The organism is Campylobacter concisus, from assembly GCF_003048985.1.
Taxonomy (GTDB): Bacteria; Campylobacterota; Campylobacteria; order Campylobacterales; family Campylobacteraceae; genus Campylobacter_A; species Campylobacter_A concisus_AY.
Map to the genome: position 1 here is coordinate 135,802 of NZ_PIRS01000003.1, position 20,623 is coordinate 156,424.

The window sequence follows — 20,623 nt, forward strand, 5'->3', positions numbered from 1 at the left end:
TAATAAATTTTATTATTTAGAGTAGGGTGGTTTTAAATTTAACTCTGCCAAGAGAGCAAAAACGTAGTCTCGCCATCAAGCTCGCTTTGGCATTTTACGGTGATGTCATTTTTCTTGCAGCACTCTTTTACTAAATTTAGCCCTATGCCAAAGCCGCCTTGATCGTCGTTAAATCTCGTGTAGCGATCAAAAATTTTCATCTGCTGCTCTTTACTGATGCCATGCCCAGTGTTGCTTATGCTAAAGAAATTTGACTCTAAAATGATGCTAACCTTTGAATTTGGCGCTGCATATTTTGAGGCGTTGCTTAAGAGGTTGTCTAAAATTTTACTCACATCCTCAAGGTCTGCGTTTATGAAGCTTGGTTTTAAGCTAGCCTCTATCTTAAGCCCGCGTTTGGCAAAAAATGGCGAAAAGTAGTTTAACCTTTGTGTGGTTAGCAAATTTAGATCGATTAGCTCTTTTTTGCTTGGTTTATCAAGGTTGAAGCTTAGATGAACGAGCGCGTCGTAGATGCTACCTAGGCTCTTTGCAGCAAGGCTGATGTTATTAAAACGCTTTAAATTTCGCTCATTTAGGTTTTCAAGATCAGCCGTTTCTATACTCATCGAGATAACGCTTAGGGGCGTGTTTATCTCGTGAGTTGAGTCCTTTATGAAGTGATTTAGCGTATCTATCTTTTCATAAAGTGGCTTTAGGCTCAGTTTTGCTAGGTAAAAGGCGATGAAAAGCAGTATAAAAAGGAAAAATATAGCATCCACAACGCATGAAATTACAAGGGATAAGATCTCTTTTTTGATGTCCTTGCCAACTAAAAATATCTCAGCGCTAGAAAGCTCATCTGTTATGTCATTATCCATGCTTTGGATGTTTTCAAAGATCGTAACCTTGCCGTTTATCAAATTTATATTTTTTTCTTTATCTATATTTTCGCAGGCAAAGTCCTGATAAATTTTCGCTCCATTTTTTGAGATGATGCAGGCTTTTACCCCTTTTTCTTTTGTTAGGCTTGAAACCGAACTAAGACCATTTGTCCTTGCTTTCATGTAAATGCCCATCTTTATCTCTTTTAGAGTTTTGACCTCGTTTAAGATGAGCGCATTCTTTTTATTTTTGTAGTCGTTTATGAAAAAATAGCCCAGAAAGAGCACGGAGCTAACAAGATAGAGGGATAAAATTTTAAATAAAATTTGCGTCTTTTCAGACATAGATGTAACCATCTCCACGCCTGTTTAGTATGGCATCTTTGCCTAAAATTTGACGTAGATTTTTGATATAGACACGAAGGCTAAGCTCGCTTGGCTCCTCGTCAAATTTCCAAATTTTATTAAAAATTTCATCTTTGGTTAAAATTTTGCCCTTGTTTTGCAAAAATAGGGCGAGCAGGTCGCTCTCTTTGCTTGAGATGCTTATCTTTTCGCCATTTTTACTTAGAATTTTACTTTGTGGATGAAAGCTAAGCTCGTTTGAAATTACGACCTTTTCGTCGTTGTTGTGCGAGAAATTTCTCTTTAGAAGCGCTTGTATGCGGATAAATAGCTCTTTTAGCTCAAATGGCTTTTTTAGATAGTCATCGCAGCCACTTTTGTAGCCTTTTTCAAGATCATCAATGGTGTTTAGTGAAGTGGTAAAGATGCTAGGTGCGCTAACACCTAGCTCTCTTAAGGAAGAAAGAAGTGAAAAGCCATCTCCTTTTGGGAGCTTGACATCAAGGATCAAAAGGTCGAAATTTCGCTCGTAGGCAAGATCTAGTGCATCTTTGGCGTTGTTTGAAGTGGTGACATCGTAGCCATTTTCGCTTAGATACTCACTGATGAGATCAAGTAAAATTTCATCATCTTCAACGAGCAAAATTCTAACCATTAAGCACCTTTACATGCCTTTTTTCATTTCATCTTTTTTCATGCCCATGTCGTCTTTTTTCATGCCCATGTCATCTTTTTTCATTTCGTCTTTTTTCATCATTGGTTTTTTAGCCATGTCATCCTTTTTCATCTGCTCTTTCTTCATCATCTCGTCTTTGCCCATGTTGTCTTTCTTCATCATTTCAGTAGCATTTGCAAGACCACCAAGCATAAACATAGCACCAAGTGCAACTAAGATTAACTTTTTCATAACGTCTCCTTTAAATGAAATATGATGAAATACTAGCCTCTTAGTGTGAAATAAGTGTGAATTTATGCAAATACAAAATAGATAACTGGAAGCGTGATAAATGAAAAAAGCACGCCTATGGCCACTGATGAGATGGCTAGTGAGCTATCAAGTCCAGCTTTTATGACCATCGCACTTGCAAGGGCTGATGTCGGCATCGCACATTGAAAGAGGCCAACGACCCAAGTTTTGCTCATCTGGATACCTGAGACTTTTAATATGATGAAAAATACGATAGCTGGCAAGATCATCTTACACAAAAGCACAACGCTAACGCCTTTGTATGAGCTTGTGATGCTACTAAAGTTAAGACCAACACCGATCGCAAAAAGTGCCACTGGAGTGACGCTGCCTTCAAACATCCTAAGCGGCGCAAAGATAAAATCTGGAAGCGGGACTTCTTTTAAGATAAGACCCATAATGAGCGCGATAAATGGTGGAAATTTTAAAATTTTCATTGTATTTTGAAATAGCGAAACCTTCTCTGGTGCGGCAAAAGATAGGATGAGTGGTCCAAGGATAGAAAGCGGGATACCAGTGGCTATTTGGTCGTAAAAGATAACCTCATTTACCATCGCATCGCCAAAGAAGCCCTGAATGACAGGCATACCAACAAATAGTGTGTTACCAAAAAGGCTTAGCATGATCATACTAACAGTTGTTATTTTGGTAAATTTAAAAACCCTGCCTATGACAAATGCCAAAGCGGCGCTAATGGCGGTTGATGCAAAGCCGATTAGGATCGTGTTTATAAGCGAGGCATCGACATTTACGTGGTAAATTTTGTCAAAGATTAGCGCAGGCATTGCAAAACAAAGGACAAAATCCACAAATGGGATCGAGTGCTTTTGCTCAACAATGCCGACTTTTTTAGCAAAAAAACCAGTTGCGATTATGAAAAATATTGCAAAAAGTGGTGTGAAATTCATAGCAGTCTCTTTTAAGTTTGGAATTTACAAAGAATTGATTATATGCCCCAAAAGATTAAATTACAATAAACTTTTTTGGATTTTACTCTTAAATTTAAACCCTAGTATCAACCTTTTTGTAAAATTTATCCCTCTCATCTATCTTTTCTTTATTTTTTAGATCGTTTTCAAGATAGCTGATATTATAAATTTCTCTTGCAGATATACTTTTGCCGCTATTTAGGCTGATTAAAAATTTGCTCTCAAATTTATTTGATAAGTTGATGATAGCGATCGCTCCAGCATCTTTTAAGCTTGTGATCTTGCCACTTTGCATAACGCCGATATCATTGAAATTTAGTCCATTTAGCTGCGCATTATCCATCTTTTTTGCATCTAAATTTACGCTAGTTTTTAGCTCGCTTGGCGTATTTAGCTTGCCAGTGTCATTGTAAAGCTCATTTACGTCTAACTCTCTGCCACTATCAAATTTTAGCCTTATCGTTCCATCTTGATTTGGCTTCATAGCTATGACGCTATCGCTATCTCGTAGTGCGGTGGCAGCTGTGGCTTCATTTGTAGTAAAAGCCTTTTTTACCTTTTTTAGATTTGAGATGCTAAAATCAAGCCCAGTTGCTTGCTTAAATTCATTTTCCATTGCAATCATCTTAGCGGATTTTGTATTTTCAAGCTTTGATATGTAAGCGTCCGCATTTTTGTCAAATTTTTTTAAATTAGCACTAAGATTTTCTATCATCTTTTTATGCGCATCAAGCTCAGTGTTGTAGTCACTATAAAATTTCATAAAACTATCTTTTTGAAATTTTGTGTATGAGAAATTTTCATCTTGTTTATGCTCTTTGCTTGGCTCGATGATCGGGTTAAACTCGCTTAGTCTTGCGCTCTCATCAAAGCCTATTTTTGTGTAAGCGAAATTTTTAAAAGAGCTATCCTTGCCAAAGATATTATTGTGCCTTAGATCGACCCAGCCGTCATTTTGAGCATATTTTTTAAAGAAATTATTTATATCATTTTTGCCTATCTTTTCATATCTATTTTCTGCAGCAAACAAGGTATTTGGATCTGAGGCGTAGTAGGAGTGCCTGTGATCGATCTCTTTTGTATCTACGTAAAGATCGGGACTATTTGTGATTATTGCTTTATGGTTTAGCTCTTCTCTTGCTATTTGATTGTGATTTATGACATTTGTGCTGATAAACTGCCTAAGATCAACTCTAGTAGTTACGTCACTTAAATTTGCTATTTTTTCATTTCCGTCTTTGTCGTATCCTCTTACTTTTAGCTTGTCAAAGAGCATATCTTTTTGATCTAGCATGCCGTCATTATTGCTATCAAAGCTAAAAAGTGCGCTATTGTTTTCTAGCTTTCCAACGCCTAACTCATCGTTATCGCCATAAATATCTAAAAAGACTTCCACTTCGCCATAATTTGTCTTTAGAGTGTTTGAATAGGCGTAGTCGTTTAAATTTTGAAATTTTGTATTTTCTAAGTAGCCACTTTTTAAGACAGGTAGCATGGCGGCATCATCTGTGGCATTTATATTTTTAAAGTAGGCGTTTTTGCTAAAGCCATTAGAAAGTTCGTCTGAGTAAATTTTATTGTTGCTATTTATTAAATTTTGCGCGTAATCTTTTAAAATTTCTTTTGCTTTTTGTGTTGCTAGATATTTGTTGTATTCTTTGATATCAGCCTCAGTTATGTAGATGGTATCTGTTTTACTTGCTTCATAAAGCTCGTTAAACTGGCTTAAATTTACTTTTGAGCTATTTTGATCGCCATGATTTAAAAATCTTTTGGAGAGATTTTGCAAATCATTTAAATTTATAAAATCATACTTTTGTGGTGCAACATTCATCTAAAATCCTTTTAAAGATGTTGCACTCAATATCGGCTAAATTTATAAATTATTTAAATAAACTATAAATTTTCGATGATTTTGCCCCCCCCAAAAAAATGGACAAATTTATAGATATAGCATCGTCCCAAGGCGGATCATATTTGAGCCACATTTTATCGCTAGTTCGAAGTCGCTACTCATGCCCATCGAGCAGATAGTTGCGCCTTTTGGCTTTAGGCTCTCGTAAATTTTATATGTTAGCTCAAAGCTCTTTTGCACCTCTTTTGGCTCATCCACATGCGCTCCGATGCTCATCACGCCTTTTAAATTTATATTTTTGCACTCGCTTTGGATACGCTCATAAATTTCAGCCGCATTTGCGACGCTGACACCTTGTTTTGTATCTTCATCGGCCGAGTTTATCTGAAGCAAAGTATCTAGCTTATAGCTAAGCCTTTTATCGACCTCTAGGGCTCTTTCGAAGCTATCGCAGCTTTGCCAAAGCACTGGTTTTAGGCTTATCATTTGATTGATTTTATTGTTTTGCAGGCGGCCGATCATGTGCCATTTGATGTCAGTGAAATCTTGCAGCTCTAGCTCTTTTTTGGCTAGCTCCTGGACTCTGTTTTCGCCAAAATTTCTCTGCCCTTGTGCGTAAAGCTCCTTTACTTCAGTGCATGTCACGTTTTTGCTAACGGCTATTAGCGTCACATCTTTGCTTAAATTTTCTATCTTTTCAAGTAGATCTTTTAAAACTATCATCATAAACCTCCGTTTAATCTCATAATGTCGTTGAAGGTCGCAAGCACCATTATGCCAAGCAGTAGCGCCCAGCCGCAGTAGGTGAGTACGACAAGCACCCGCTCATTTACCTCGCGTCTAAAAATTAGTTCATAAATATTAAATAAAATATGCCCACCATCAAGCGCTGGGATCGGAAAAAGGTTTAGCACGCCCAAATTTACAGAGATGAGCGCTACGATGGTTAAGAGCACGCTAAGGCTGATCTTAGCGGCCTTTGATGTGACATCGGCGATCTGCACGATGCCTCCCACCTCTTTTAGTGGCACAGCTCCAACAACTAGCTTTTCAAAGCTTTTAAAGATGAGTTTTGAAGCTTCGATCGTCTCGTCAAAGGCAAATTTAAGGCTACCAAGACCTGTGTGATAAATTTTCACCACTTCGCCATTTGGAGAGATGCCTATTAGTGGGCGCTGCACCTTTTCATTAAATAAATTTATCGTCTCGCCTATCTTTGGTGTTAAATTTATAGTTAGTGACGAGCCGTTGCGGTATATCAAAATGGTGCTTGGCTCAAGTTTTACATTTTTGCTGATCTCGTCCCACTCGGTTATTTTTACGCCATTTATCGCTAAAATTTTATCGTTTATTGCTATGCCAGCGCTCGCAGCTGCCGAGCCTTCAGCTATATGTCCGACACTTGGCGCAAGCCTCTCAACGCCGATAAATCCAAGCAAAATGTATATGAAAAATGCCAAGATAAAGTTAAAAAATGGTCCTGAAAAAAGGATGTAGATGCGCTTTATCGGACTTAGCACGTTGTAGCTGTCCGCGTCGTAGTTTTTAGCCTTTGGGTCGGTGTCGTCTTGTCCTTTTAGCTGCACATATCCGCCAAGTGGTATAGCGCTTAGGCAGTAGTCGGTGCCGCCAACATTTTTGGTGTAAATTTTCTCACCAAAGCCGATGCTAAAGGTATTTACTTTGACGCCAAGCGATCTTGCTGCTAAAAAGTGGCCAAGCTCGTGAAAAAATATGAGAAAACTAATGGCTAAAACGGTCACTAAAAAATAAAACGAATACGCATAGAGCCCAAGGCAAAGCAGGGCCAGCGTGAAGAGAATGCCTTTCAAAACTTACCTTTTTTTGAAAAAATTGTTGAGATTTTAGCCAAAATTTATAAATTTACTCTCAAATTTGCCTTGCCATTTAGGCAAAAATTTCTCTTAGCCAAGAGAGTGTTTTGGCTCTATTTAGCCCTTTGCTGACGCTAAAATAACTTTTGTCTTTATCATCTAGGTCAAATTTCACATTAAAACGTGACTTTACTTGAGCTACAAATGGCTTTAAATTTAATATATCAGGGCAGGGCAAAATATCTTTTGGCAGCTCTTGCAAAAAGCTCATGCCATCATCGTTAAAATTTATTCTAGCCCTTGGCACAGCGTCATTTCTAAGCTCTATCTCAAATGTGTGATCATACACAAATGGCGCAAAAAGGCGAATTTCTAAGTGAAATTTACCGGCTAGCTCATCATCACTTAAGCCTTGATTGCTAAACCAGTAGCCAAAATTTACAGCATTTAGTGAGATATTAAAATCATAAGGATCAGCAGGGCTTACACCTATACGGCGCAAAAGCTCATATATAGGTAGTTTTGCTTGCAAACCATCATAATAGTCATAAAGCTTTGCAAGCAGTGGATGCGAACGGCCGGCCTTCTCTTGCAAGCGTAAAATTTCAAAGATATATCTGTGGGCAAACGAGCGGTGCGATACCGAGCGAGTAGCCTGCGTGCTTAGATAGTCTAAAATTTCAGGGCTTTTTGAAAAGCTCATCGCACTCCAAATGCCACGCAAAGTCTCTACGTCGTTATCAAACGTATCAAATTTATCTGCATGCGTCTTGTCGTATTCTAAAGCGCAGCTTAATAAAAATTCATTTAGCTCAGGGCTGATCACACCGCCGATCTTTTCTAAATTTTTAGCATCGTGATAGAAATTTGTGTTGATGATCTTTTGATTTAGCTTTTTGGCTTGTTTTTGCAGTGCTGGCTCTAAATTTGCAGTGCGCTCTAAAATGATCTCTTGCAGGTCACAGCTCAAATTTAACTCTTTTTCATCGCTTTTACGTAGGCAAAAATGTACTCAAACCCAGAATAAAGCGTAAGCGCAACAGCTATCCATAGCAAAAGCTCGCCACCAGGCCAGCTCATCAGCAAAAATCCAACCGCAAACATCTGCGAAACGGTTTTAACCTTGCCAGCCATCGAAGCAGCGACCTCAACTCCGTCACTTGCCATCACGACACGAAAGCCAGTTATGAAAAACTCTCTTACCAAGATAAGATAAACAGCCCAAGCGCTCGCTCTACCAAGCATCATAAGGCCTAAAAATGCAGCAAGAATTAGCATCTTATCAGCTAGTGGGTCAAGGATAGCGCCAAGCTTGGTCTTTTGATCCCAGCTTCTGGCGATGTAGCCGTCAAAAAAGTCAGTCACCGAGGCGATCACAAAGATAAGAGCTGCGAAGTAGTTTATCCAGCTTATATGAATTTGCGTAAAAATTCCTGGCGCATTTACGAGCATAAAAAACATAAGCGGAGCTAGCAATATCCTAAAAAATGCCAGTGAATTTGGTAAATTTAAGCTCACAAATATGCCTTTATGTTTAGAAATTTCACTCTCATTTAAAAGTCGTGCCGCCATCTATTATAAATGTATGTCCAGTCACCCAGCTAGCCTTAGATGAGCATAAAAATAGACATGCTCCAGCTAGATCAGCAGGCTGTCCCATGCGGTTTAGTGGGCTAAGCTTTGCCGTCATATCGCGCACCTCTTCGTAGTTTGTAAAGGCTCTTAGTGCGTCTGTCTCGATAGGGCCGCCGCTTACGACATTTACGCGGATGTTTTTCTCGCCAAGCTCGGTCGCAGCGTATCTTGCCATCGCTTCGACGGCTGCTTTTGCTGTGCCGTGTCCTGCATAGTTTTCGATATAGACTAAATTTCCAGTTGAGCTTAGGCTAATAATACTGCCACCACCCACTTTTTCCATGCGTTTTGCAGCCTCTTGTGCGCCCACGACAAAGGCATTTACGGTTGCTGTGAAGATATTATTTATACCTCTTGGTTTTAGCTTCATAAATTTAGTGTATCCGCCAGCCACTGCACGACCTGAGATGATAGCGTTTGAGATGAAAAAATCAACCCTGTCAAAGTCCTCATCTATCTTTAAAAATAGCTCCTTATAAGTCTCTGGCTCAAGGATATTTAGCGCGTAGGCTCTAGCTTTTATCTTGTAGGTAGCCTCAAGCTCTTTTGCCTGCTCTTTAGCAAGCTCCTCGTTTGAGTTATAGGTAAAAGCGATATTTACACCAGCTTTTGCAAATTCTTCGACTATGGCTCTGCCGATGCCTCTAGTGCCGCCACTGATGACTAGCGTTTTACCTTTAAATTCGTTTAGTGTGTCCTTCATTAAAATCCCTTTATTTCGTAATTTTTAATAACTTCTTCGATCTTTTTGAAATTTTCTTTGCTCGGTTTGCAAAGTGGCAAGCGGTACTCCAAAGTGTCGATCAGTCCAGCTAGATACATCGCCGCTTTGATCGGTATCGGGTTGCTTTCGCAAAAGAGCGTTTTGTTTATCGTATAGAGGTTGTCATTTATCAGTTTTGCTTTTTTATACTCTTCGCTCATCGCAAGGTGAGTAAGCTGTGAAATTTGATCTGGTAAGAGGTTTGCAGTGACCGAGATGACGCCCTTTCCGCCGTATGATAGGATAGGGTAGTTTATCGCATCTTCGCCGCTGATGACTACTAAATCAGGCTCGTGAGCTAGCAGATCGACGCATCTATCGATGCTGCCTGTTGCTTCTTTGATGCCAAAAATATTTTTGCAATCTTTAAAAAGTCTAAAAACGGTCGCTGGCAAGATATCTACGCCAACTCTGCCTGGGACGTTGTAAAGAAGCACTGGAATTTCTATGCTATTTGCGATAGCCTTGTAGTGCTCGTAAAGCCCTTCTTGCGTTGGTTTGTTGTAGTAAGGAGCGACTGATAGGATGCCGTGAGCGCCGTGAGCTTGGGCAAATTTAGCGATATCGATGGCCTCGTGAGTAGCGTTGCTGCCAGCACCAGCTAGCACCTTGACATTTGTGCCTTTACACGCATCTACTGCGATCTCGATGCAAATTCTATGCTCATCATGCGTTAGAGTCGCACTCTCGCCAGTAGTTCCAACTGGCACAACGACGTCTATGCCGTTTTTTATCTGTCTTTTTATCAGTTTTTCAAAACTGGCTTCGTCTATTTTTTGGTTTTTAAATGGCGTAACTAGTGCTGTCATCGCACCTTGAAGCGAATTTTTCACGTCTATTCCTTTTTTAAGATTATTGTCGTGCTAGTTTTTTCATTGAAATATCTATTTGCTATCTCTTTTAAAAGCTTGGCATCTATCTTATCTATATTTTTTTCAAGCTCGTAAAGTGGCTTTATATCGCCTCTAGCAAGGTATGAGCCATATAAATTTGCCACCTTACTTGCGCTCTCAAATGAGTAGATAAAATCAGTTTTTATCAAATTTTTAACTCTTAAAACGTCCTCTTTGTCGATTGGCTTTCTTTTTAGATCATCTATGATCTTTAAAATTTCAGCCTCAACTGCGCTAGCCTCGACGTCTGGGTTGCAAACTGCTAAAAATATAAATAAATTTTCATCAACGCAGCTCATATTGTAAGCGTAAATTTGATTTACAAGCATTAGCTCATCGACTAGGCGCTGTTGTAAGATAGAACTTTTGCCAGTGGCTAGATATTCGCTTATCGCATTTAGCCCCACTTGATCAGCATGCCTAAAGTCTGGGATCTTATAAGCGATCGCTAGCATTTGCGTTTGGCTATCTTTGTAGATGATAGCCCTTCTTGCGCCGTCTTGCTCAGGCTCTTTGCAGTGCAGTTTTGGTATGGCTCTTTTATTTTTTATGCCGCTAAAGTTTTTCTTAGCCAGCTTAAATGCCTCATCTTTGCCGATGTCGCCACTTATCATCAAAATGGCGTTTTTTGGCTGATAGTATGTGGCGTGAAATTCTTTTATATCAGCGATCTTCCAGTTTTCGATATCTTTTATAAAGCCTATCGGAGTCCAGTGGTATGGGTGGTAGATAAATGCGTGGTTGTAGAGCCTAAAGTAGAGGTATCCCATAGGGTTGTTGTCTGTTCGCCACCTGCGCTCTTCATGCACCACCTCGCGCTCTGGTTGAAATTCTTTATCTTTTAGGCTTAAATTTTTCATAAGCTCGGCAAAAAGACCAAGCGTTTTGTCTAAATTTTCATTTGAGGCTTTTATGAAGTAGTGAGTGTAGTCAAAGCCAGTGCTTGCGTTATTTACACCACCAAAACCCTTTACGATCTCATCAAACTCCCCAGCTCGTAAATTTTTGGTTGATTTGAAATTTAGATGCTCTAGCATGTGAGCGATGCCGCTTTTGCCCATCACTTCGTTTCTAGAGCCAACTTTGTAAAAAACATCGACGCTTATCACTTTTGATTCATGATTTACTGGCACGTGATAAATTTCAAGTCCATTTTCTAGTTTAAATTTATTAAATTTTATCAATCTCTTGCCCTCTATTTTTTAACATTTGCGCCGACTGCTTCGCTGATAGAGGCAAAGCCATCTCTTTTTAAAAGCTCTAAAATTTCTAAATTTATATCCCTTGCGATCATCGGTCCTTTAAAGATAAAGCTTGTAAAAATTTGGACCAAATTTGCTCCCATTTTTATGCGCTCATAAGCCTCTGCACCGCTATCTATGCCGCCACACGCGATAAGCGTTGTCTTGCCATAAAGCTCATCAGCCACGGCTTTAAAGATCTCTTTTGACTTTTTGGCGATCACCTTGCCGCTTAGTCCGCCAAAATCCTTTAAATTTGACGAGTGAGAGAGCGAATAATCAACGCTTGTATTTGAAACAAGCACGCCACTAGCGCCGTTTTCTACCGCACAGCTACAAAGCTTGATCGCATCTTCGTGGCTCATATCAGGAGCTATTTTAAAGATGATCGGCTTTTTAGTAAGTGGCAAAATGACGCTAAAAAGCTCTTTTATGAAGCTCTCATCTTGCAATGCTCTTAAATTTGGCGTGTTTGGCGATGAGACATTTATGACAAATGTATCGCAAATTTCACTAAATTCTCTTACTAAAATTTCATAGTCTTTTATCGCATCTTCGTTTGGCGTAACCTTGTTTTTACCGATGTTTGCCCAGATCGGTATGGTAAAAGGATAGATCTTTTTTACTCTATTTTTGATAGCCTCACAGCCTTCGTTATTAAAGCCCATCGCATTTTGAATGCTCTCTTCGTCTATGAGCCTAAAAAGCCTTGGTTTTGCATTGCCAGGTTGTGGTTTTGGTGTAAATGTGCCAAATTCTAAATGTCCAAATCCAAGAGCCGTTAGTGCCTCAAACATTGTGGCGTTTTTATCAAAGCCACCAGCTATGCCAACTGGGTTGTGGTAGGTGCTTGAGAATAAATTTTGTTTTAGCGCGTTATCATCGACCACGCATTTGTTTGCTAAAAAGCTTAGTGAGCCAGGAAAGATTTTATTTGCCCCAACCATCGCTACTTCAGCGATCTTGTGGGCGGTTTCAGGATCAAATTTGAAAAATATAGATTTTAAAGTATTGTAGTTTAAGCTCATTTTAACCTCTTTAAAATGCCTAAAAATTTACGCAAATCTTAGCAAAAATCGCCTTAAACTAAGGCTTTGCCCTTAAGCCTTGCATAAATTTCATTTCTCTTGCTAAGCTCCTCGTCGCTTCCACTATCAATGATCTTACCATCGCTCAAAACTGCGATTTTATCGGCATTTTCAACCGTGCTTAAGCGGTGAGCGATGACGAAGATGATCTTTTTGCTTCTTAGATTATTTATCGCTTTTGTGATCTCTTTTTCGCTCTCGTTATCAAGCGCTGAAGTAGCCTCGTCAAAGATTAGGATTTGTGGGTTTTGATAAAGCGCTCTAGCTATGGCGATGCGCTGTCTTTGACCGCCTGAGAGGTTGGTGCCAAATTCATTTAAGATAGTGTTTATGCCGTTATCTAGCTTGCTTACAAACTCATAGGCATTGGCTAGTTTTAGTGCGTTTATCACGGCATCTTCGTTAAATTCTCTGCCGTAAGCTACGTTTTTAGCAACTGTGTCGTTAAAGATATAGACGCGCTGGGTTACAAGCCCGATATTTTGGCGAAGTGAGTGAATTTTGATATCTTTTAAATTTATGCCGTTTATCAAAATTTCTCCGCCATTTACGTCGTAAAATCTCATAAGCAAATTCATAAGCGAGCTTTTTCCGCCGCCACTTGAGCCAACAAGGGCTATAAATTCTGACTTATTTGCCTCTAAATTTATCCCTTTTAAGACCTCTTTGTCGCCGTAGTTTAGGCAGACATTGTTAAATTTGATCAAATTTATCTCTTCGTTTAGCTCTTTTTGGCCATCTTTTATCTGGCTTACTTTATCCATCAAGAAAAACGTCCTCTCGCTTGCTGCGATGGCGTCTTGCATCTTGTTGTAGATATTTACGATGCGTTTTAGCGGGGTGTAGAGCATAAAAAGCGCTGTTAAAAACGAGAAAAATGCGCCCATATTTATATGCCCGTCGATGACGTCTTTACCGCCTATTATTATAACAGCTGCCACGCCTATCGAGCCTATGGTCTCCATTAGCGGGCTTACTAGTTGCTCGATCTTGACGCTTTTTAAATTTAGCCTAAAAAATTTGTTGTTTTCATCAACAAAGCGTGAATGCTCATATTCTTGGGCGTTATTTGCTTTGATTATCTCGATATTTGTAAAAATTTCACTAAGCGCAGAGGTGATGTCAGATGTTTTTTCTTGTGACTGCTTTGAAATTTTTTTCATCCTTTTAGCAAGGCGCGAGATCGGATAGATCGCCACTGGCATGACGACAAGGGCGAAAAATGCCAGCTTTGGACTTTGATAGATGACGACGCAAAGAAGCCCTATAATAGTTATAAATTCTCTCGTAAGTTCAGGGATCATGCTTGATACTATCGATCTTATGCGGTCGATGTCGTTTGTCGTTCTGCTGATTAGCTCGCCGGTTCTAAATTCATTGAAAAAATCCATATCTAAATTTAAAAGGTTTGCAACCATCTTTTCGCGAAATCTTCTAATCGTATCTTGCCCGATATATGCCGTAAAATAGGCCTGCATGAAGGTTCCGATGTTTTTTATAACGTAGATCGCGATGATGGCGCAAGGCAAGATGTAGAGCAGCTTTTCGTTTTTCTCAACAAAAATTTTATTTAGCACAGGCTCCACTAGATAGGCACTTACCGCCGTTCCACCACTGGCAAGCCCCATGCCGATGATGGCAAAGATGAAGTGTGGGATATAGTCTTTAAAGTAAGGACCAAAGCGCTTTAGCACATCTTTTAAGCCAAAATTATTCATTATTTCTCTCCCAAACTGCGCCATTTGGCGTATCCATGATAGAGATATTCATCTTTGTTAGCTCATCTCTTATCTCATCAGCTCTTGCGAAATTTCTCTCTTTTTTAGCTAACGCGCGCTCATCAAGAAGTTTTTGGATATGCCCTTTTTGCTCGTCACTTACACCAAACTGAAAATACTCCACATAGTTTGTGATAGCAATGCCTAAAATTTCGCCTATGAGCTCTAAATTTGCCACCACTTCGGCCTTATATGCTTTATCTTTTGGGTTATTATCAAGTCTTTCATTTGCCGTTTTTACAAACTCATCAACGCTTGCAAGCGCCTTTGAAGCGTTTAGATCATCGCTTAGTGCCTCAAGTAGCTCACTTTTAAAGCTCTCATTTGCCATGCCAGCTTGCACGCCATCAACTCTTTTTTTGAGGCGGTAAATTTTATCAAGCCTCTTTTTAGAAGCCACAAGATCATCGTTGGAGTAGTTAAAGTGCGCTCTGTAATGGCTCGTAAGCAAGTAATATCTAAGCACTTCGCCATGAACGTTTTTTAGGGCGTCCTTTACAAAAAAGCTGTTATTTAGGCTCTTGCTCATCTTTTCGTTATTTACCTTTATAAAGCCATTGTGCATCCAGTATTTGCTTAAATTTTTGTGATAGGCACATCTGCACTGGCTTGCCTCATTTTCGTGGTGCGGAAAGAGTAGGTCGATCCCGCCAGCGTGGATGTCGATCTCAAATTTATCATTTTCTTTATCGCTTAAAAACTCTCTTATCATCGCTACGCACTCAGTGTGCCAGCCAGGGCGACCCTTGCCAAATGGACTCTCGTACCATTTCTCGTCAAATTTCCAAAGCACAAAGTCTTTTTCATCTCTTTTTTCGCCAAAACTTGCCACACGCGCGATTAGATCGGTGTTGTTATCCTTGCCACTAATGCTAAAATAGCCACTATCCTTGCTCGTATCAAAGTAAATTCCATCACTCGTCTTATACGCCACACCTCTATCCATAAGCACCTTGATGTAGCTAATGATCGCCTCCAAGCACTGCGTAGCCTTTGGTTTAAAGTCTGGATCAAGCACGTTTAAAGCGCCCATGTCGCTCTCGTAGTGCGCTATATATTTGTTTGTGATCTCTTCTAGGCTTTGGTTAGTCTGCGCCATTTTATTTAAAATTTTATCGTCGATGTCGGTGTAGTTTCTTGCAAATTTGACCTTGTAGCCAAGCGCTTTTAAGACTCTTCTTAAAAGATCAAAGCTAACGGCTGACTTTGCATGTCCCAAATGCGCGTCGTCATAGACCGTTGGGCCGCATAGGTAGATGCTAACTTCACCATCTTTAATAGGGCTAAACTCAACCTTTTCTCTTTTAGAAGTATCAAAAATTCGCATTAAATATATCCTTTAAAAATGTTAAACCAAAATAGAGCAAAACCGCCAAAAGTGCGATAGCGGCTATAAATTTAGGCTCGATTATAGCTAAAAATCGCTTAGCTCCAAAGGCTCTAATGTATAAAATAAGCTGTAAAAATCCCCCAAGCGAGCTTGCAAATGCAAGGCCAGCAGCTCCAAATTTCTGCATCAAAATGACCGCTAGGATCAAATTTATCACAAGGCAGATGATAGAAATTTTGGCCGCCTCTTTTTGCTTCATATTTGCATAAAGCCAAAGTGAGAAAATTTTAGCCAGTCCAAATGGCGTAAGCCCCACCAAATAGGCACTTAGCACTTTGGCACATTCAATGGTGTTTGCCCTTACAAAATTCCCTCTCTCAAACAAGAGCCAGATGATAAACTCACTTAGCACGACGCCTGTGATCGTAGCTGCTAGCAGGGCGCAAAGTAGCAGATAAAAGCTCTTTTTCGTCCAAACTAGGGCGTTTGCTTCATCTTTTTGCTTTAAAAGTCTAGTGATCTTTGGGAAAAGTGCCTGAGAGAGCGCGATCGCAAAGATGGCAAGTGGGAGCTGGAAAATTCTATTAGCATAAAAAAGATAGCTTATCGAGCCACTTACCAAAAAGCTAGCTAGCCAAGTGTCCATAAATGCGCTTATCTGCATCGCACTTGAGCCAAGTAAGCCGTGGTAGAAATTTATAAAAAAGCCTTTACTCTTCGCTCTTTTGCCTTTAAAGTATCCACTTAAACCGCCCCAGAAAATTTTATTTAAGGCGTTAAATTTCATAGCGATTAGATGCACTAAAACCTGCAAGATGCCGCCTGCAACGACGCCAAAGCTAAGATAAAGTGCGACCACGCTCTCGCTCTTGCCACGAGCCAAAAGTAGCGAAGCGATCATGGCTAAATTTAGTAGCGCAGTAGAAAACGCAGTCGTGGCAAAGTGCCCTTTATACTGAAGCAGCGCACCCATGAAAGTGACGATATAAACAAGGGCTAGATAGTAGAAATTTATGCGCACAAGTGGCACTGCGTCTGTGATATTTTGCTCGCTCAAGCCGCTTGCGATGATCTTTATAAAGTAGGGCGTAAATAAATTTACAAGAAGCGTCAAAACGCCTATAAAAAGTAGAAATTTGATGAAAATTTCAGCTTGAAAGATCGCTTTTTTCTTGCTATTTGCAAAATTTGGCAAAAATGCCTGTGTAAAGGCACCCTCGCCAAAGATACGGCGAAATAAATTTGGTATCTTAAATGCTATAAAAAAGAGGTCGCTAAATATGCCAGCACCAAGGATGGAGGCCGTAAGAAGGTCTCTTATAAGCCCTAAAATCCTTGACGTCATGATGCCAACTGAGTTTGAAAAAAAGCCTTTTATAAACATCGCCCACCTAGTAAATTTAAAAACGCAATAGTAACAAAAGATGCTTTAAAGCTTACATAACCCAAATTTAATAAAGTTTTAGAGATAATAAGAGCCAAAATTTTATGTGAAATGGATCAAATTTGAGCGAGAACGTGCAAGAAAACGAGAGATTTTTACCGCCAACGCAAATTCAAACTTCAACACCTTATCTATCGCTTAAAGAGCTAAGCAAACAATATAGCGTGCCGGTAGAATTTATAGACTTCAAGCTCTCAAATATCTTAACCTACTACAAAAATAAAGACAACGTCGAGCCAGTCTTTGTCCCTGAAGAAAATTTAAGCTTTTTTGATGACAACACATTTTATCTCGACGAGACACTAGAGATCGAGCAGGTCTATGACGTGGAGTTTTTTGACGTTAGGCTAAATGCCACGCCAAAGCTACCAAAGATCGACATCGGAGTAAATTCAACCATCACAAAGGTCATCGCAAAGGTTAGAGCGAGCAAAGAGTGCGAATACGAGCAGCACTACGAAGACAAGCTTTATGAATACATCGCAAAGCAGCTTATGAAGGCTCAAATTTTAATAGGCATAAGGATCGGCAAGCTAAAAGAGGAGCTAAAGCAAATCGCCTCGATAATCCACGTAAAAGGCGAGCTTGACAAGGACTACACGCTAAATTTAACCCAAGGCATCAACCCTAAAAAGGCGATCGATGCTAAGATCATCTACTACTACAAAGATAAGCTTGATGGGTTAAAAGACGAAGATAAGGTTGATTACGCTGATAGGGGCTTTGTCTTTGGCGTGGCAAAAGATGAAGTGATAATGGAGGAGAAAAAGTCACACGAGGGCGCAAATGGACGCGACGTAAGAGGCAAGCTTATAGAGGTTGCAAAGCCAAAAGAAGAGAGCGAAAAAGAGATAAGCATAAGCGAAAATATCGAGCGCGTAGAAAATGATGAAAGTATAAAATATATCGCTAAAAAAGCGGGCTACGTGGTAGAGAAAAACGGCTCTTTTGATATAGAAGAGCGCATAGAGATAAATGAAGCAAATTTTAAAACTACTGGCTCAATCCAAGCAGGCACCGACACAAACGTCACTTTAGTAGTTCGTGAGACTGACACGATAAAAGACGCTATCGGCACTGGCATCATCGTGGAGGCTGATGAGATCGAAGTAAAAGGAAACGTCGGCGCAAACGCGATGGTCAAGGCAAATGATGTAAATATCGGCGGACAAACTCACCAAAAGGCTAAAATTTACGCCAAACACGCCAAAATTTCTATCCACATCGGTAAGGTAGAGGCTGAAAGCGTCGAGATAGATAGGCTTGAAGGTGGCACTGTCATAGCAAAAAGAGTAAAGATAAATAGCGTAGTTGGCGGCTCTATAACAGCTCAAAATATCCAGATAGACACGCTTGGCTCAAACTGCACCATCACAGCCTCGCACCTAATCGACGTTAGATATCTAAGAGGCACTGATAATAAATTCATAATTGACGCCAGCAAGATGCCTGAGAGTGCGGAGGCTACGCAAGATCAGCTAAGTAAGATAGAGAGCACCAAGTCTGAGCTAGCTACGCTTCTAAAAAACATAGAGAGCAAGAAAAATGTCATCAACGAGAACAAAGACTCGATCTACACGATAAAAGCTAAGATCGAGGAGCTCTCAAAAGCCAAAGTGATACCGCCAGTTACGTTTATGAAAAAGCTAAAAGAGTATCAAGGGCTCGTTAATGAGTACAACACCTTGCTTAGGATATTTAAAGAGAAAAAAGAGCTTTTGGCTGATCTAAAAGATGAGCTTGAGATCATGCAAAATGGCATATTCTCAGCCAAAGTGATAAACAGAGGCAACTGGATCGAGCTAAATGAGATAAGATTTGTCATAGTCGATCCTCCGCAAAATGTCACCTACGTCTCAAAACAAAACGAGACCGCTCACGTCATCACGCTAGATAAATTTGATAACGGCGGCGAGGTCGAATACAAGATCAAAAAGTCAAACAAACTTGAAGACTACGCGGATATAAATTTCATGGAACAAAAGGTTAAATGATGATAAAAGCAATCGAAGGCGTCGTTACAAAAAAAGAGCCTGCATTTGCCATACTTAAGACAAATAGCGGCGTAAGTTATGGGATTTTTATCTCGCTTTTTTGCTCAGCAAAACTTAGTAAAGGCGAAAAGGTCGAGCTTGCCATAACGCAGATCATAAGAGAGGACGCAAATTTACTCTACGGCTTTTTAGACGCAAACGAGCAAAAGATGTTTGAAATGCTTATCAAGCTAAATGGCATCGGAGCTAGCACAGCGATGGCAGTTTGCTCAAGTCTTAGCTCGCAGGCATTTACAAACGCCATAATAAGCGGCGACGCAGACACCTTTAAAAGCGTGCCAGGCATCGGACCAAAGACTGCTAGGCGCATAATAGCCGAACTAAGCGATGCAAAACTAATAAGTGACGAGAGCGTGCCAAGCTACCAAAATGAGGCGCTTTTGGCACTTGAGGCACTTGGCTTTAAGCGTGAGAAGATAGTGAAAATTTTGCCTGATTGTAAGAGTGAAAACACGAGCGATCTTATAAAAGAGGCACTTAAAAAACTAGGATAAGGATAAAAAAGATGAATTTAGGCGTGATATTTGGGGCAAAGAGTTTTGAGCATGAGATAAGCATAGTAAGCGCGATAGTTTTAAAAAACGTCCTAAAACAGGAGCTAAAATTTATATTTTGCGATGCAAACAGGGACTTTTACCTGATCGAAGAGAAAGATATGAGGGCAAATTTCTTTAGCTCTGGCAAATACAAAAACTCAAAGAAGCTATCTTTAGCAAAGGGCGGCTTTTACGCGCACTCACTTTTTGGCGCAAACAAAGTTGAATGTGACGTCATTATAAATTTGATCCACGGTATGGACGGCGAAGATGGCAAGATAGCGGCACTTTTTGACTTTTACGGGGTCAAATACATAGGTCCAAGGCTTGAAGCAAGCGCGCTTAGCTACAACAAAGAGCTTACTAAATTTCTAGCACAAAAGGCTGGTGTAAAGGCGCTTGACTATGAGATGCTAACTCGTCAAAGTGAGCCAAAATTTCACTATCCTATTATATTAAAGCCAGCAAGGCTAGGCAGCAGCATCGGCGTGAGCGTCGTGCATGACGATAGTGAGCTTGCCTACGCAAAAGACGTGGCGTTTGAATTTGACAAAGATGTTTTAGTAGAGCCATTTATAAAAGGTGTCAAAGAGTACAACCTTGCAGGCTGCAGGATCGATGGAAAGATTAAATTTTCTATCGTCGAAGAGCCAAAAAAGAAAGAATTTCTTGACTACGAGCAAAAATATCTTAGTTTTTCAAATGAAAATAAGGTAAAAGAGGCGGAAATTTCTGAAGAGCTAAAGCAAAAGCTTAAATTTAACTTTTCTAAAATTTATGATTGTGGATTTGACGGAGCGATCATTAGATGCGACTTTTTCGTGATAGATGACGAGGTCTATCTAAACGAGATCAATCCAAACCCAGGAAGCCTTGCAAACTATCTATTTGAGGACTTTGAGAACACGCTAAACGCCCTTGCAAACTCACTTCCAAAAGAGCGTGAGATAAAGATTGATTATAAATTTATAAACTCTATCACTTCGGTAAAAGGTAGCGGCAAGCTCTAGTTTATTTAGCGATATATAAAGTAGTTTGTGATATTTTACGTAAAATTTTACATAAAG

Annotated in this window: 19 protein-coding genes; 3 read left to right on the forward strand and 16 right to left on the reverse strand. The window is 39.8% G+C overall.

Annotation, left to right across the window (positions count from 1 at the left end; all coding sequences use genetic code 11):
- Positions 1-38: 38 nt before the first annotated feature.
- From CVS91_RS03440 to murJ, 16 genes are all read right to left on the reverse strand, one after another.
- Positions 39-1,208, reverse strand: coding sequence for a sensor histidine kinase (locus tag CVS91_RS03440; RefSeq protein ID WP_107830309.1), 1,170 nt, complete (start codon positions 1,206-1,208; stop codon positions 39-41).
- Positions 1,201-1,863 (reverse strand): response regulator transcription factor, encoded by a 663-nt coding sequence (locus CVS91_RS03445; RefSeq protein ID WP_107830311.1) that lies wholly within the window; start codon positions 1,861-1,863, stop codon positions 1,201-1,203. Before CVS91_RS03445 ends, CVS91_RS03440 begins: the two co-directional genes overlap by 8 nt.
- 9 nt (positions 1,864-1,872) lie before the next feature.
- The gene (locus CVS91_RS03450; protein ID WP_107830313.1) at positions 1,873-2,115 is read right to left on the reverse strand and encodes a pyruvate kinase; all 243 of its coding nucleotides are present in this window, start codon (positions 2,113-2,115) and stop codon (positions 1,873-1,875) included.
- 62 nt (positions 2,116-2,177) lie between these two features.
- Positions 2,178-3,083 (reverse strand): AEC family transporter, encoded by a 906-nt coding sequence (locus CVS91_RS03455; protein ID WP_107830319.1) that lies wholly within the window; start codon positions 3,081-3,083, stop codon positions 2,178-2,180.
- A gap of 94 nt (positions 3,084-3,177) precedes the next feature.
- A complete protein-coding gene (locus CVS91_RS03460) occupies positions 3,178-4,938 on the reverse strand; it encodes a response regulator (protein WP_107830321.1) in 1,761 nt (586 codons plus the stop codon).
- 108 nt (positions 4,939-5,046) lie between these two features.
- Complete coding sequence (locus CVS91_RS03465; RefSeq protein WP_199906222.1) at positions 5,047-5,685, reverse strand: YggS family pyridoxal phosphate-dependent enzyme; 639 nt, start codon at positions 5,683-5,685, stop codon at positions 5,047-5,049.
- A complete protein-coding gene (gene rseP / locus CVS91_RS03470; protein WP_107830323.1) occupies positions 5,682-6,791 on the reverse strand; it encodes an RIP metalloprotease RseP in 1,110 nt (369 codons plus the stop codon). The genes CVS91_RS03465 and rseP overlap by 4 nt, the downstream gene beginning before the upstream one ends.
- Before the next feature lie 76 nt (positions 6,792-6,867).
- A complete protein-coding gene (locus CVS91_RS03475) occupies positions 6,868-7,764 on the reverse strand; it encodes a hypothetical protein (RefSeq protein ID WP_107830325.1) in 897 nt (298 codons plus the stop codon).
- A 2-nt stretch (positions 7,765-7,766) separates the two neighbouring features.
- The gene (gene pgsA / locus CVS91_RS03480; protein WP_103590285.1) at positions 7,767-8,312 is read right to left on the reverse strand and encodes a CDP-diacylglycerol--glycerol-3-phosphate 3-phosphatidyltransferase; all 546 of its coding nucleotides are present in this window, start codon (positions 8,310-8,312) and stop codon (positions 7,767-7,769) included.
- A gap of 31 nt (positions 8,313-8,343) precedes the next feature.
- On the reverse strand, positions 8,344-9,132 hold the full coding sequence (locus tag CVS91_RS03485; protein WP_002942175.1) for an enoyl-ACP reductase: 789 nt from the start codon (positions 9,130-9,132) through the stop codon (positions 8,344-8,346).
- The gene (gene dapA / locus CVS91_RS03490) at positions 9,132-10,001 is read right to left on the reverse strand and encodes a 4-hydroxy-tetrahydrodipicolinate synthase (RefSeq protein WP_413784151.1); all 870 of its coding nucleotides are present in this window, start codon (positions 9,999-10,001) and stop codon (positions 9,132-9,134) included. Before dapA ends, CVS91_RS03485 begins: the two co-directional genes overlap by 1 nt.
- 26 nt (positions 10,002-10,027) lie before the next feature.
- Entirely contained in the window at positions 10,028-11,269 is a 1,242-nt protein-coding gene (locus tag CVS91_RS03495) for a M16 family metallopeptidase (RefSeq protein WP_107830329.1), read from the reverse strand.
- Between the two features lie 11 nt (positions 11,270-11,280).
- Positions 11,281-12,354 (reverse strand): quinone-dependent dihydroorotate dehydrogenase, encoded by a 1,074-nt coding sequence (locus tag CVS91_RS03500; RefSeq protein ID WP_107830331.1) that lies wholly within the window; start codon positions 12,352-12,354, stop codon positions 11,281-11,283.
- Positions 12,355-12,407: 53 nt separating this feature from the next.
- The gene (locus tag CVS91_RS03505) at positions 12,408-14,132 is read right to left on the reverse strand and encodes an ABC transporter ATP-binding protein (protein ID WP_107830333.1); all 1,725 of its coding nucleotides are present in this window, start codon (positions 14,130-14,132) and stop codon (positions 12,408-12,410) included.
- Positions 14,125-15,519 carry a cysteine--tRNA ligase gene (gene cysS, locus CVS91_RS03510; protein ID WP_107830335.1) on the reverse strand — a complete coding sequence of 465 codons (1,395 nt, stop codon included), beginning with the start codon at positions 15,517-15,519 and terminating at the stop codon, positions 14,125-14,127. The genes CVS91_RS03505 and cysS overlap by 8 nt, the downstream gene beginning before the upstream one ends.
- Positions 15,506-16,906: a murein biosynthesis integral membrane protein MurJ gene (murJ, locus tag CVS91_RS03515; RefSeq protein ID WP_107830337.1), complete on the reverse strand. Its 1,401-nt coding sequence runs from the start codon at positions 16,904-16,906 to the stop codon at positions 15,506-15,508. The genes cysS and murJ overlap by 14 nt, the downstream gene beginning before the upstream one ends.
- Positions 16,907-17,028: 122 nt before the next feature.
- Here murJ and CVS91_RS03520 point away from each other — a divergent pair, with 122 nt between their 5' ends.
- Genes CVS91_RS03520 through CVS91_RS03530 form a run of 3 tightly spaced genes read left to right on the forward strand, consistent with a single transcriptional unit; the run spans position 17,029 to position 20,566 of the window.
- Positions 17,029-18,960 carry a flagellar assembly protein A gene (locus tag CVS91_RS03520; protein ID WP_103612064.1) on the forward strand — a complete coding sequence of 644 codons (1,932 nt, stop codon included), beginning with the start codon at positions 17,029-17,031 and terminating at the stop codon, positions 18,958-18,960.
- On the forward strand, positions 18,960-19,514 hold the full coding sequence (gene ruvA / locus CVS91_RS03525; protein ID WP_021085097.1) for a Holliday junction branch migration protein RuvA: 555 nt from the start codon (positions 18,960-18,962) through the stop codon (positions 19,512-19,514). Before CVS91_RS03520 ends, ruvA begins: the two co-directional genes overlap by 1 nt.
- 11 nt (positions 19,515-19,525) lie before the next feature.
- The gene (locus tag CVS91_RS03530; protein ID WP_107830339.1) at positions 19,526-20,566 is read left to right on the forward strand and encodes a D-alanine--D-alanine ligase; all 1,041 of its coding nucleotides are present in this window, start codon (positions 19,526-19,528) and stop codon (positions 20,564-20,566) included.
- The last annotated feature ends 57 nt before the right edge of the window (positions 20,567-20,623 follow it).